Consider the following 12483-nt stretch of genomic DNA (forward strand, 5'->3'; position numbering starts at 1 on the left):
AATGGAGATCTGGAAAACATGAACTTGAGCATGCTCGGCCTTAACACCACTATCTCGCTTACCCTCCTCGCGTTCGCCGCTGATCCGGCGGCGGCGAACGCGCCGGCCAGTGCATCCGCGACAGGCAACCTGCCTTTTGAGGTCAAACCGGTCGGCACATTCAAGAGCCCTTGGGCCATGGCATTCCTACCCAACGGCAACCTGCTGGTGACCCAAAAAGAGGGAGAGTTGATTCTGCTCGATCCCGCAACCGGTGCCAAGCGCACAGTGTCCGGCACACCTGCCGTCAGCAGCAAGGGCCAGGGCGCGCTGATGGACATCGTGCCAGCACCCAATTTCGCTGCCAGCAAGCTACTCTACTTCAGCTACTCCGAGGCGGGTCCCGGTGCTAGCAGCCGGGTCGTACTCGCCACCGCGATACTGGATCAGGCAAGCGGCTCGCTCAAGGAGACGAAGACGATTTTCCGTGGCCAGGATGCACCGACGGGCGGACACTATTCGGGCCGTATCGCCTTTTCGCCGGATGGAAAGTATCTCTTCTTCACCAGTGGCGACCGCCAGCTTCTCGATCCGGCGCAGGACCCCAAGTCGACGCTCGGCAAGGTGCTGCGCCTGAACCTCGACGGCACGCCGGCCGACGGCAATCCGCTCGCGGCCAAGGGCTTCCATGCAGCGGTCTGGTCGTATGGCCACCGCAACCTGTTGGGCATCGCGTTCGACAAGCAAGGGCGCTTGTGGGAAATGGAGATGGGGCCGCGCCATGGCGACGAGATCAACCTGATCAAGCCAGGCCTTAACTATGGCTGGCCGAAGGCGTCGAATGGCAGCCACTATGACGGCCGGGACATTCCCGACCATGCGCCAGGCGACGGTTTCGAGGCCCCGAAAGTGTTCTGGACTCCAGCCATTTCACCAGGCGGCCTCGCCTACTACGATGCGGACCTGTTCCCGAAGTGGAAGAACTCCCTCTTCATCACCGGTCTATCAGGCAAGTCGCTGGACCGCATCGCCCTCAACGGCGAGAATGCGACCAAGGCGGACCACTGGGACATGGGCGAACGAATCCGTGCCGTGCGCACCGGGCCGGATGGTGCGCTATGGGTACTGGAAGACGGCCCTGGCGGCCGGCTGCTCATGCTTACACCGAAGCGGTAGGCCAGAGGGGCGGATTGCTGCAATAGTCGAAGCTGGAGGCCGAGTACGGCCAACAGCAGCCATCGAATTTGCTCTTAAATGAAGAGGTATAGATGCACCGGGATATCCACGACTATCTGGCAACACTGAATTGGAGCGAAGGCGAGCCTCCCCCCGTTGTCGATTTTCACTTGTATTTTTCGGGGAACGGTCAAGAAGAGTGTATTGCTCCCAACCAGTGGGGAGATGGCAGACCTTGCATTTCCGAGCTTTACTCAAGGTTCAAAGAAATATCCGCCAAGCCAGGTGTTGAAAGAATACTGGTAGGGTTACACTCCGACTGGAATGACCCTGCTTATCTGGACGAATTTCCCCCTGCAGAGAACGTTCACATTCTGGCTTCTGCAACTCAGTCCGAAATCGAGGATTGGATAAATGGTATGTGTGCTGATGGGGTGGTCAAGGGATGGCCGTATGGGAAACCAAAAAATGCGCCGGAGCCATCTAAGGGGAACGCGGTGTTCTCGGTGTGTTGGGATTGAGATGCAACGCCAGAGTTTCGGCAAGCGGCCAGTAGCAGTCGGTCAATCAGTGTTTGAAAAGGGGTAGTCATGAGTTGGGACATAACGGTCCAACGATTCGGTAAGGAATACGCGTCCATCGCCGAAATTCCAGACAATGAGCAGTGTGTGCCCCTTGGAAGCAGCGAGGAAGTTTGTGCCGCGATAAACCGGTTTTTCCCAAATGTCGATTGGTCTGACAGTGCATAGGGCATCTTCGAATCTGACTACGGTTCTGTGGAATTCAACATGGGAACGGACGATCACAGCAATGGATTCATGATGCACGTGCGCGCCTCTAACCAAGTTGTTCCCTTAATTGTGGCCATGTGCATGTCGGAACGCTGGCAGGCTATTGATTGCAGCGAAGGGGTATTTCTGGAAAGGACCTCGGGTCCGGTCGTAGGACTTGAACGCTGGACGGCATATCGTAACCAAGTAGTAGGTGAGTGACGCATAGATGCCGATTTCGGCCAAGATAGGAAGGCCAGCAAAGGCACTCCGGCTTTATGAAGGGGCGAAAGTGACGTCATGTCAGATGTAGAGTCTTTCCAGTTTTTTGTGTCTCCCACTGTGGATGAGTGCATGGCTTCGCGCTTCCTCGAATAGTTGATGGGGATGCTGATTGAGTCAGTTGATATACCGACGGAGCGAGCAAGCGCAGTCGCTCAGGTTTCAAGCTATTCCGAGGGATTCGAGCAAGGATTTCTAATCTCCTGGCGACGCGATGGTGTCCGACAGATCGATCAAAACCAAATGGTCGGACAGCTATCGAGCCACCTGAAAATATCTGTGCTCGTGGAGCCATCAAGTGAATCCGTGGCGGTTGTACACTCCCAACGGACCGTAGGAAGTGAACGTCCGATACCTTTCCGATCGTATCGAAGTTGAAACAATAGAGTAAAAATTCGGCTGCCGGCCACGAACGGACCTTCATCAATGCCATTACGCTCACATACTTGAAAGGTTGAATAAGACATGCCTGTTACTCCTGATCCAAAATGGTTAGAAGCACTAAAGCTCCCCCTCCGAGTGATGATCGGTCTCACTCTCGGAGCTGCGGGGTTGTTATGGCTGGATAACCAAAAGATTATTGACCTAGCTGTCTTTGGCAGTTTCACCAAACCCGCCGCTGTTGTACTTTGCGTTTTCGCCGGTGCTCTCAGTATTTCTGGTGTCGGTGCATTCATTTACGATTTGTTCGGTGCAGCACGTAAAGCGAAGGCTCTAAAGATAAAGCGCGAACTGCGCAATATGGAAGATGCAGAACGAAAAGAAAGGAGTATGGCAGCCGCTGTAGAACGGTTAGATTACTTGTCCGCTGAAGAGCTTCATTTGTTAGCCGGCTGCTTGCGTCAAAGGAGCCAATCATTCACTACTTGGGTGCATAGCTCTAGTGCAGCAACCTTAAAGGCTAAGGGCTTAATAACTACGCCAGGCGGGACACACCACCAAGACCATTACCCTTTCGTAGTGGTGGATTTCGCTTGGAAAGAACTCCTAAAACGTGAAGCTGAATTCATTGAGCGAGATGATAAAAACATGCAGCAACATAGTAAGAGCGGACGTCATTGATGGCGCACGGGAAAAATACTCAAAAGAGTAGCTTTATTATCGATGAGACTTTCTTAGTTAGCTTATCCGTCTCGCCCACAAAGAGCGGCAAGCGTCGGCTTAGGGGCGATAGCGGCTGCTACCGTGCAACGCCCCCAAAGCCACATTAATTTCACCTCGCCTTGGCACGGTGCTTTACGCAACGCTCGTCGGGCAAGGAAGTCCTTATCCCAGTTCACGCTGAAGGAAGCGCCAGATTTCGGGGGCCTGCAGTGCGGCGATGTTTAATCGCATGTAGCTGGACGGCAGTTGGCTGGGCGAGAAGAGGCTGCCCGGCGCCAGCAGCAAGCCGTGTGCCATGGCCTTCTCGGTCAACACATTGGTATCGCGTCCCGCATCCACCCAAACGAACATGCCCGCCGGCGGTGCGCTGGCGATGCGCATGCCGGTTTTCTCCAGCTGCCTCACGGTGCGTGAGCGCAGGCTGTCGAGCCGGGCGCGCATGCGCTCGGTGTGTTTGCGGTAGCTGCCTTCCGACAGCACCTTGTGCACGACACGCTCACCGATATCGCTGGTGGTCAGCGTCTGCAGCATCTTGCGGTCGGCCAGGCGCAGGGCCATTTCTTCCGATGTGGCGATGAAGCCGACGCGCAGGTTGGCGGCCATGGTCTTGGAGAAGCCGCCCAGGTAGATCACCCGTTTCAACTGGTCGAGTGCCGCCATGCGCGTGGCGGGCTGCACGCTGCTGCCGGGGTGCAGGTCGCAGTAGATGTCGTCTTCCACGATGGTGATGCCGTGCTCCTCGGCGATGCGCAGGATCTGGAAGGCCTTGGCGGCGGACAGCGAGGTGGAGCTGGGGTTGTGCAGCACGGAGTTGATGACGTATAGCTTGGGCTTGTGGATGGCCGCCAGCTCGGCCAGTTGGGCGATATCCGGCCCGTCCGCCAGCCGCGGGATGCCGATCACGCGCGCGCCCAGTGCGGCGAAGGATCCGAACATGAGGAACCAGGCCGGGTCATCGACGAACACCGTATCGCCCGGGCGGGTGAACTCGCGCGCCACCATGTCCAGTGCCTGTGTCACGCCGGCAGTGGTGACAATCTGCTCCGGCGTGGCACCAATTTCCAATTCGGCTAGCTTGGTCTGCAAGTGCTGGCGCAGCGGCAGGTAGCCCTGCGGCACGCCGTAATTCAGCAGGATGCTGCTGTGCTGGCGGCTGATGGCGCGCAAGGCATTGCCGATCGCGACGCCGTCCAGCCAGTCGGCCGGCAGCACACCTGTACCGGGCATGTACTGGTGCGGGGCGGCGCGGAACATGTTCCGTACCAGCCACACCACGTCCAGCGAATGCGTGTTGTCGGGCGGCGCCGGGGTTGCGACGGGCTGTGGCGCCTGCAGCGGCGCGCGGTCACGGATGAAAAAGCCGGCGCCACGCCGCGATTCAAGGTAACCGCGCGCCACCAGCTTGTCGTAGGCGCCGACCACGGTGAAGGGCGACACGCCGTGGTTGCTGGCGAACTGGCGGATGGAGGGCATGCGCGTGCCGGCGCGCAGCACGCGGTCGTCGATGCGGGCGGCGACGCTGCGCACGATCTGGTCGCTGAGCGACTCGCCGCCTTCGCGGGATAACAGGATTGTATTGGTCATATCACCATCACAGTGCGTGAAATTACTCGCGCAAGTGTATTGGTACTGTACTGGTTACTTATTCTACGATACACCCATCCCCTACCAATTACCAGTGAGACCGCTATGAGCCTGCTGCCATCCCGTTCCGACCTCGACGCCGCTGCCACCATCGTCTACGGCGCCATGCCGCCGACGCCGCAGTTTTCCTGGCCGCTTCTGAACGAGGCGCTTGGCACGGAGGCGTGGGTCAAGCACGAGAACCACACGCCGACCGGTGCTTTCAAGGTGCGCGGCGGCCTGGTGTACCTGGATGGGCTGGCGCGGCGCGAGCCGGATGTTGGCGGCATCATTTCCGCCACGCGCGGCAACCACGGGCAGTCGCTGGCCTTCGCCGCGCGCCGCCATGGGGTGCAGGCGACCATCGTGGTCCCGCATGGCAATAGCGCGGAGAAGAATGCGGCTATGCGCGGGCTGGGCGCGCAGCTGATCGAATATGGCGATGATTTCCAGGCGAGCCGCGAGTACGCGCTGTCGCTGGCACGCAAGCAGGGCTTGCATATGGTTCCCTCCTGCCACCCTGACCTGGTGGCGGGCGTGGCGAGTTATTGGATGGAGCTGTTCCATGCGCAGCCTGGGCTGGATACTGTGTTCGTGCCGATCGGCCAAGGCTCGGGCTTCTGTGCGGCGGTGGCGGCGCGCGAGGCGCTGGGCTTGCGTACCCGCGTGATCGGGGTGGTGTCGTCGCATGCCACGGCGTATCTGGATTCGTTCCGCAGCGGGGAGCTGCAGGAGGCGCCGGTTACCACCGACCTGGCCGATGGGATGGCTTGCCGGACGCCGGATGCGGGGTCGCTCGAGGTGGTGCGGCGCTTTGCGGATGATGTGGTGTCAGTCAGCGATGAGGAGGTGGCGCGGGCCATTCGCCTTTATTACCGGGCCACGCATAACCTGGCGGAGGGCGCGGGGGCGGCGGCGCTGGCGGCGGCCATGCGGCTCAAGCATGATCCGCGCGTGGCCGGGCGCAAGGTGGGATTGCCGCTGACCGGGGCGAATGTGGATGCGGAGAAGATCATGCGCGTGTTGTCGGAGGTGCTGCCATGACGCCTTATTCACATGATGGGCCGGGGTGGCTGGGCGAGGGGGAACCCGGGAAAGCGGGGTACGACCCAAGGGTCGGACCCCGGCATGCGGCGGCCGCGGGCCAGGGTCAGACCCTTGGGTCTGACCCTGCCTTACCGGGTTTAGCACCAAACGAATCGCACGGTATGCTGCTCGGCTTCGTGGGCGTCGCCATTTTCAGCCTGACCCTGCCCTTCACCCGCCTGGCCGTGGCGGGGCTGGACCCGCTGTTCGTCGCCATGGGCCGCGCCGTCGCCGCCGCCCTGCTGGCCCTGTGCTGGCTGCGCTGGAAACGCGCGCCGCTGCCGACCCACGCCCAGCTGCGAACACTGCTGGCTGTCAGCATCGGCTGCGTGATCGGTTTCCCGCTGCTCACCTCCATCGCCATGCGTACCCTGCCCGCCTCGCACGGCGCGGTGCTGGTCGGCATACTGCCGCTGGCGACTGCCCTGTTCTCCGCCCTGCGCGGCCACGAACGTCCCTCGGCCGGCTTCTGGGCCATGGCCGCCCTGGGCAGCAGCCTGGTGGTCGGCTTCGCCCTGCGCCAGGGGAATGGCGGCCTGCATGGCGCCGACCTGGCCGTCTTCGCCGCCGTGCTGCTGGCCGCCATGGGCTATGCCGAAGGCGGACGCCTGTCGCAGACCATGGGCGGCGAGCAGGTGATCGGCTGGGCCCTGGTGCTATCGCTGCCGCTGGCAGCTCCCGCCACCGCCTGGCTGCTGTGGCGCGACTGGGCGCAGGTTGCTGCCGCACCAGCCAGCAGCTGGCTGGGCTTCAGCTATGTCTCGGTGTTTTCCATGTTCATCGGGTTCTTCTTCTGGTACCGCGGCATGGCGCTGGGCGGCGTGGCGCGGGTCGGCCAGGTGCAGTTGCTGCAGCCCGGAATGACGCTGCTGGGCGCCGCCGTGGTCCTGAACGAAACTTTGCAAATTGAGCATATTCTGTTCACTTTTGCCGTTATAGCCGTCGTCGGCGCAGGAAAACGCATGAAAGTGGGCCGTTGACCGTGACGAATTTGGCAAGGCGCAGAGTACAATACCGTATTCACAGAACCATTTTCTTGGAAATCACATGTCTGTCTACGAAAAACTGAAGTCGCTCGATATCACCCTGACCGCCCCGGCAGCGCCGGTCGCCGCCTACGTCATGCACGTACAGAGCGGCAACCAGGTCTTCCTGTCCGGCCACATCGCCAAGAAGGCCGATGGCAGCCCATGGGTAGGCCAGCTCGGCAAAAATATCTCGACCGAAGAAGGCAAGCAGGCAGCACGCTCCATCGCCATCGCCATGCTGGGCACCCTGCAGGAAGCCTGCGGCGGCGACCTGACCCGCGTCAAGCGCATCGTCAAGGTCATGAGCCTGGTGAATTCCACCCCCGATTACACCGAACAGCACCTGGTCACCAACGGCTGCTCCGAGCTGCTGGGCGAAGTGTTCGGCGACGCCGGCAAGCACGCGCGCTCCGCCTTTGGCGTGGCGCAGATTCCGCTGGGCGCCTGCGTGGAAATTGAAATGATCGCCGAAATCGCTTAAACACAGAGACATCACTATGAAAATCGAGAACCCAAACCCACTGCAGTGGAACTTCTCCGAGCGTGCCAAGGGCATGCAGGCTTCCTTCATCCGCGAGATCCTGAAGGTCACCCAGCAGCCGGAAATCACCTCCTTCGCCGGCGGCCTGCCATCGCCAGCCACCTTCCCGGTGGAGATCATGCAGAAGGCCTTCGACAAAGTGTTGTCGACCAATGGCAAAGTCGCCCTGCAATACGGCCCGACCGACGGCTACATGCCGCTGCGCCAGTGGATCGCTGATTCGCTGTCCGAGAACGGCGCCAAGATCCTGCCGGAGCAGGTGCTGATGGTCTCCGGCTCGCAGCAGGCGCTGGACCTGATCGGCAAGGTGCTGATCGACGAAGGCAGCAAGGTGCTGGTCGAGACCCCGTCCTACCTGGGCGCGCTGCAGGCGTTCTCGGTGTACCGCCCTGAGTTCCACTCCGTCGCCACCGACGAACACGGCCTGGTGCCGTCCTCGCTGGACGCCATCGCCGAAGGCGCGCGCCTGCTGTACGCGCTGCCGAACTTCCAGAACCCAACCGGCCGCTCGCTGTCCGTGGAGCGCCGCCAGGAGCTGGTGGAAACCTGCGCCCGCCTGAACCTGCCGCTGATCGAAGACGATCCATACGGTTCGCTGTCCTACACCGGCCAGCCAAGCCCGAAAATGGTCGCCATGAATCCGGAAGGCGTGATCTACATGGGCTCCTTCTCCAAGGTGCTGACCCCTGGCATCCGCCTGGGCTACGTGGTGGCCCCGCTGCCGATGGTGCGCCGCCTCGAGCTGGCCAAGCAAGCGGCCGACCTGCACACCGCCCAGCTGACCCAGATGGTGGTGCACGAAGTGGTGAAGGACGGCTTCCTGAACGAGCATATCCCGACCATCCGCAAGCTGTACGGCGACCAGTGCAAAGCCATGCTGGATGCGATGGACCAGCACTTCCCGAAAGAAGCCACCTGGACCCGTCCGGACGGCGGCATGTTCATCTGGGTTGACCTGCCAAAGCACATCAACGCCATGGAACTGCTGGACGAAGCGATCAAGAACAAGATCGCCTTCGTGCCGGGCGCGCCGTTCTACGCCAACGAACCAGCCACCAACACCCTGCGCCTGTCCTTCGTGACCGTGCCGCCGGAGCGCATCCGCGCCGGCATCGAAGTGCTGGGCAAGCTGATCAAAGCCCGCATGTAATAAAAGTCCCGTCCGGCCGCAGCGTGGCTCGGTGCGGCATGCGATTGGCTCCAAAAGCACGGTTGCCGCGCAACCGTGCGCCTCCTTCCCGTGATGAAATGCGTTCATGAAAACGCTCGCCACCATCGCCCTGGCCACCCTGCTGGCCGCATCCCCTGTGCATGCCGCGAACAACGATCCCGTTGTGCTGGTGCACGGCTTCCTTGGCTTCGGCACCGATTCGTTTGCCGCCACCGGCTTTAAATACTGGGGCGGCTTCAATGACGTGGCGGCGCATATGCGCAGCGGCGGGCGGCCGGTGTTCACCGCCGCCGTAGGACCGGTCAGTTCGAACTGGGACCGCGCCGTGGAGCTGTACTACCAGATCAAGGGGGGCTGTGCCGACTACGGCGCGCGCCATGCGGCCGAGCATGCGGCGGCGGGCCATATCCAGAAGCCGGCCGGCAAGTGCTGGGCTGCCGATCCGGCCAACAACCCGAACAACTATCCGCTTGCGCTGTACCCGCAGTGGGACGCGCAGCACCCGGTGCATTTCGTCTCGCACAGCCAGGGCGGCCAGACCATCCGCACCCTGGTGCAGTTGCTGGAGAACGGCCCGCCCAGCGGCGCCGGCAGCGAAGGCGACGGCGCCTTGTACGCCGGCGGCAAGACCGGCTGGGTCAAGAGCGCCAGCACCATCTCCTCGCCGCACAACGGCACCACGCTGCGCGACGTGGTGGTGGATTTCGTGCCCATGGTTTCCGAGCTGGCGGGCAGCATCGTCGGGCTGGCGGGCCTGGGCGGCTCCAGCGGCAACGGCTTCAAGTTCCGGCTGGAGCAGTACGGCCTGGCGCAAGCTCCCGGCGAGTCGATTGGCGACTACATGGGACGCACGCGCGGCGCGCCGTTCTGGCAGCTCTCCAACCGCGATGCGGCGCAGTGGGACCTGGGGCCGGACGGCGCCGCCCAACTGAATGCCTGGGTGAAGACCTCGCCCAACGTGTACTACTTCTCCATCGGTTCGCGCGCCACCGAGCAAGGCAGCTGGTGCTGCAACAACACGGACCGCGTCGTCGCGCCGTTCCAGAACAGCGCCTACCAGTACGCGCGCAACGACATGATCTTCTTCCTGAAGAATGCGGCCGGCGAATGGGTGGTGCCATCGATCCTGCAGCGCGGCATGGGCTCCTATCGCTCCGCGGAGTGGTACGCGAACGACGGCGTGGTCAACACCAACAGCATGCGCGCGCCGGCGGGCCAGGCGCAGCACCAGTTCAACGGCACGCCCGTGAAAGGCAGCTGGAACTACTTGGGCTACTACGATCACCATGACCATTTCGACGTGATCGGCTGGGATGTCCCGCCATCCGTGGTTTATCCAATCTACGACAGGCTGCTTGGCATATTCTCGGAGCTCTGACCATGCGCCTTGTGCTCGCAATCGCGGCACTGGCCGCGTTCCTGGTCGCCATGTTCGGCTCGGCGCAGGCGCCTGCGGCAATGCCCGCGCCTGCCGCCGCCGCGCCGGCGCCCGGCAGCAGCGCACGCACGCCGGCAGATGCAGCGCTTGCCGCGCATCCGGCGCCGTCCCGCGCCACGCCCGCACTGCCGGTCGCCGATGCGCTGCACGCCGTGGAATCTTCCGTGCGGGCGGCGCGCCAGCGCGGCGCGGGCGAGAACGAAATCCACCAGCTGCGGGCCAGCCGCCTGACCGCGGCGCAGCTGGAATCGCTGATTGCCATGGAAGCGGCTGAAGCAAGCTGGCAACGGCGCGTCACCGAGCTGCGCGACCGATGCGGCACGCGCGAGGCATGCGGCGCAAGCCTGGCGCCCGAGGAGCGGGCGCGCTGGCGCAGCTACGCGGAAGCGGCATTGCGGCAATAGCGCAGCCGTTCACGGCGCCAGCATTTTCACCGCCTCGTCGGGATCGACGTAACGTTCGATGAAGCGCTGCAGTGTGCCATCGGCGCGGATGGCCTTCAGCAACTCGCCCCAGCGCTTCGCCTCGTCGGCGCTGAAGCGCTTTTTGCTCAGCATGAGCGTGGCCGGACCGCGCGGACGCGTGGCGCTCCAGTCTTCGATGCGCACGGCGTCCGCCATGATCTCGTCCTTCAGGTAGCTGGCGTAAGCCATTTTCGGCGCCAGGATGGCCTGGAACCGCCCCGCCTTGAACATGGCATACAGACGGTCGCCGTCATCCACGTCTTCCACCCGCCCGATATTGCGCAGCTGGCCAACAAATTCCTCATACGCCGGCCCGGCCGCATAGCCGCGCCCAAAGCCCAGGCGCAGCTCCGGCGCGGCGATGAAGTCAGCCATCGAGCGCACGCCTGGCGCCACATCCTTGCGCAGGACAACCATGTTCTTCAGCCAGATGTAGGGCTCGGCCCAGGAAAAACCCAGGCGCTCGGGCGTGGGCGCGGCGGAAAACGTCATGTCGACGGCGCCGCTTTGCAGCGCGGGCCAGATAGCGCGCCGCTGCATCACTTTGAGGGAGAAAGCGCAGCCGCTGCGTTTGCGCAGTTCCTCGGCCAAATCCTTGTCGAGGCCCGCGCCGCTGGAGAAGAAGTGGCCGAACTCATACAGCCCCACCACAATGGGCCGCGCCGGGCAGGACGGCGCGGCATGCGCCGGCAGGCAGCTGCCCGCCGCCAGCAATGCCAGCGCGGCGCATGAACGCAGGCTACGCATCAAGTCCAGCATGTCGCCTCCCTACCGGTTTCGATCGCTGGAGCTGATTATGACATGCTTGCCTGTCTTTTACTTGCTGGTGATGTTGACCATGCCTTTGAAGTCGTACGGAATCACCACAGTCTGCACCTTGCCGGATGCAATGCCTTCGGCGATCTTCATCTGAGCCTGCGCCTGCATATAGGAGATCGCTCCGGCATTCGCGTTCAGTGCGGCGATACGCTCCGCCTCCTTCTTGGCGATCTGCACTTCCACCTCCTTGGTCTTCTCCTCGTTCTTGGCGCGCACCAGGTTGTCCGCGCTCTGCTTCACCGCATCACTCGGCACCATGCTGCCCACGCGCACCTGGGAAACGGTAATACCGTTTAGCTTTTCATCGTTCAGGGTGGCCACCATGGTGGCCTGGATCTCCTGCTCGATCTGGGTGCGGTTGTCGTTCATGTTCAACGCCTCGTACTTGCGCGCCACCTTGTACACCGCATTGCGCGCCGTCTGCGAGATATAGGCGTGCATCAGGTAGATGTCGCCGCTCGGGTCCTGGGTGTGGAAGGCGCGGCTCTTGTTGACGTACAGGTCCGACACGGCCGACGGCGTGATGTTGTAGATCACCGCCAGGTCGAAATCCTTCATGGTGGAGTTGTCGGCCGCGAGCGGACTCAGGTCGCGCACGTCAACGCTGACGTCCTTGATCGGGAAGGTCAGGATCGAACCCACCAGCACCTGGTTAAAGCTGCCGGCCACGCGCTCCTCGGCCTCGACGGTCTTGTCGAAGTTCACGCGCAGCCCCACTTCGCCGGTGTCGATCACCTTGCAGCCGGTCAGAGCGAAAGTGGACAGGAGGACGGGAACCAGCAGGAGCGATTGTTTTTTCATGATTGACTCAAAAAGTGAATGAAGCTTGATTCTATTGCTTTTCGAACACAAAAAAATCATATAAATGCCGGCCGGATTACCGTTGAACAAAAACCAACAAATGTGTTTTGATATACACCAATTGTCACAACTTCCCTTGGTTTTCCAGAAACTTTAGCTAACCAGCATCAACTCATCGTCTTTTTTCAGCAAAACCATCCT

12 protein-coding genes are annotated in these 12483 nt (G+C 61.8%); 9 read left to right on the forward strand and 3 right to left on the reverse strand.

What is annotated here, in order from left to right; all coding sequences use genetic code 11:
- The first annotated feature begins 18 nt into the window (after positions 1 to 18).
- From ACE3TQ_RS02290 to ACE3TQ_RS02300, 3 genes are all read left to right on the forward strand, one after another.
- Positions 19 to 1155, forward strand: coding sequence for a PQQ-dependent sugar dehydrogenase (locus ACE3TQ_RS02290; protein WP_374580300.1), 1137 nt, complete (start codon positions 19 to 21; stop codon positions 1153 to 1155).
- A gap of 92 nt (positions 1156 to 1247) precedes the next feature.
- Positions 1248 to 1676, forward strand: a complete 429-nt coding sequence (locus tag ACE3TQ_RS02295) for a hypothetical protein (RefSeq protein WP_374580302.1) — start codon at positions 1248 to 1250, stop codon at positions 1674 to 1676.
- Positions 1677 to 2672: 996 nt separating this feature from the next.
- The gene (locus tag ACE3TQ_RS02300; protein ID WP_374580303.1) at positions 2673 to 3269 is read left to right on the forward strand and encodes a hypothetical protein; all 597 of its coding nucleotides are present in this window, start codon (positions 2673 to 2675) and stop codon (positions 3267 to 3269) included.
- A gap of 204 nt (positions 3270 to 3473) precedes the next feature.
- Here ACE3TQ_RS02300 and ACE3TQ_RS02305 read toward each other — a convergent pair whose 3' ends face one another.
- Positions 3474 to 4895 carry a PLP-dependent aminotransferase family protein gene (locus tag ACE3TQ_RS02305; protein ID WP_374580304.1) on the reverse strand — a complete coding sequence of 474 codons (1422 nt, stop codon included), beginning with the start codon at positions 4893 to 4895 and terminating at the stop codon, positions 3474 to 3476.
- 105 nt (positions 4896 to 5000) lie between these two features.
- Here ACE3TQ_RS02305 and ACE3TQ_RS02310 point away from each other — a divergent pair, with 105 nt between their 5' ends.
- The 6 genes from ACE3TQ_RS02310 to ACE3TQ_RS02335 all read left to right on the forward strand — a co-directional run bounded on the left by ACE3TQ_RS02310 (position 5001) and on the right by ACE3TQ_RS02335 (position 10602).
- On the forward strand, positions 5001 to 5978 hold the full coding sequence (locus tag ACE3TQ_RS02310; RefSeq protein ID WP_374580305.1) for a threonine dehydratase: 978 nt from the start codon (positions 5001 to 5003) through the stop codon (positions 5976 to 5978).
- A gap of 164 nt (positions 5979 to 6142) precedes the next feature.
- Positions 6143 to 7000, forward strand: a complete 858-nt coding sequence (locus tag ACE3TQ_RS02315; protein ID WP_374580307.1) for a DMT family transporter — start codon at positions 6143 to 6145, stop codon at positions 6998 to 7000.
- 67 nt (positions 7001 to 7067) lie between these two features.
- Entirely contained in the window at positions 7068 to 7529 is a 462-nt protein-coding gene (locus ACE3TQ_RS02320) for a RidA family protein (RefSeq protein WP_374580308.1), read from the forward strand.
- 16 nt (positions 7530 to 7545) lie between these two features.
- Entirely contained in the window at positions 7546 to 8739 is a 1194-nt protein-coding gene (locus tag ACE3TQ_RS02325; protein WP_374580309.1) for a PLP-dependent aminotransferase family protein, read from the forward strand.
- Positions 8740 to 8845: 106 nt separating this feature from the next.
- A complete protein-coding gene (locus tag ACE3TQ_RS02330) occupies positions 8846 to 10138 on the forward strand; it encodes an esterase/lipase family protein (protein ID WP_374580310.1) in 1293 nt (430 codons plus the stop codon).
- Between the two features lie 2 nt (positions 10139 to 10140).
- Positions 10141 to 10602 (forward strand): hypothetical protein, encoded by a 462-nt coding sequence (locus ACE3TQ_RS02335; RefSeq protein WP_374580311.1) that lies wholly within the window; start codon positions 10141 to 10143, stop codon positions 10600 to 10602.
- Between the two features lie 9 nt (positions 10603 to 10611).
- Here ACE3TQ_RS02335 and ACE3TQ_RS02340 read toward each other — a convergent pair whose 3' ends face one another.
- Both ACE3TQ_RS02340 and ACE3TQ_RS02345 read right to left on the reverse strand, forming a co-directional pair.
- Positions 10612 to 11421: a substrate-binding periplasmic protein gene (locus ACE3TQ_RS02340; RefSeq protein WP_374580312.1), complete on the reverse strand. Its 810-nt coding sequence runs from the start codon at positions 11419 to 11421 to the stop codon at positions 10612 to 10614.
- 57 nt (positions 11422 to 11478) lie between these two features.
- Positions 11479 to 12282 (reverse strand): SPFH domain-containing protein, encoded by an 804-nt coding sequence (locus tag ACE3TQ_RS02345; RefSeq protein ID WP_374580313.1) that lies wholly within the window; start codon positions 12280 to 12282, stop codon positions 11479 to 11481.
- Between the last annotated feature and the right edge of the window lie 201 nt (positions 12283 to 12483).

Source organism: Pseudoduganella sp. (assembly GCF_041914865.1).
Lineage (GTDB): Bacteria > Pseudomonadota > Gammaproteobacteria > Burkholderiales > Burkholderiaceae_D > Rugamonas.

What these genes read in the sequence shown, in the direction of transcription:
- ACE3TQ_RS02290 (WP_374580300.1), top strand. Translation starts at nt 19, where the DNA reads ATGAACTTGAGCATGCTCGGCCTTAACACCACTATCTCGCTTACCCTC.
- ACE3TQ_RS02295 (WP_374580302.1), top strand. Translation starts at nt 1,248, where the DNA reads ATGCACCGGGATATCCACGACTATCTGGCAACACTGAATTGGAGCGAA.
- ACE3TQ_RS02300 (WP_374580303.1), top strand. Translation starts at nt 2,673, where the DNA reads ATGCCTGTTACTCCTGATCCAAAATGGTTAGAAGCACTAAAGCTCCCC.
- ACE3TQ_RS02305 (WP_374580304.1), bottom strand. Translation starts at nt 4,895, where the DNA reads ATGACCAATACAATCCTGTTATCCCGCGAAGGCGGCGAGTCGCTCAGC.
- ACE3TQ_RS02310 (WP_374580305.1), top strand. Translation starts at nt 5,001, where the DNA reads ATGAGCCTGCTGCCATCCCGTTCCGACCTCGACGCCGCTGCCACCATC.
- ACE3TQ_RS02315 (WP_374580307.1), top strand. Translation starts at nt 6,143, where the DNA reads ATGCTGCTCGGCTTCGTGGGCGTCGCCATTTTCAGCCTGACCCTGCCC.
- ACE3TQ_RS02320 (WP_374580308.1), top strand. Translation starts at nt 7,068, where the DNA reads ATGTCTGTCTACGAAAAACTGAAGTCGCTCGATATCACCCTGACCGCC.
- ACE3TQ_RS02325 (WP_374580309.1), top strand. Translation starts at nt 7,546, where the DNA reads ATGAAAATCGAGAACCCAAACCCACTGCAGTGGAACTTCTCCGAGCGT.
- ACE3TQ_RS02330 (WP_374580310.1), top strand. Translation starts at nt 8,846, where the DNA reads ATGAAAACGCTCGCCACCATCGCCCTGGCCACCCTGCTGGCCGCATCC.
- ACE3TQ_RS02335 (WP_374580311.1), top strand. Translation starts at nt 10,141, where the DNA reads ATGCGCCTTGTGCTCGCAATCGCGGCACTGGCCGCGTTCCTGGTCGCC.
- ACE3TQ_RS02340 (WP_374580312.1), bottom strand. Translation starts at nt 11,421, where the DNA reads ATGCTGGACTTGATGCGTAGCCTGCGTTCATGCGCCGCGCTGGCATTG.
- ACE3TQ_RS02345 (WP_374580313.1), bottom strand. Translation starts at nt 12,282, where the DNA reads ATGAAAAAACAATCGCTCCTGCTGGTTCCCGTCCTCCTGTCCACTTTC.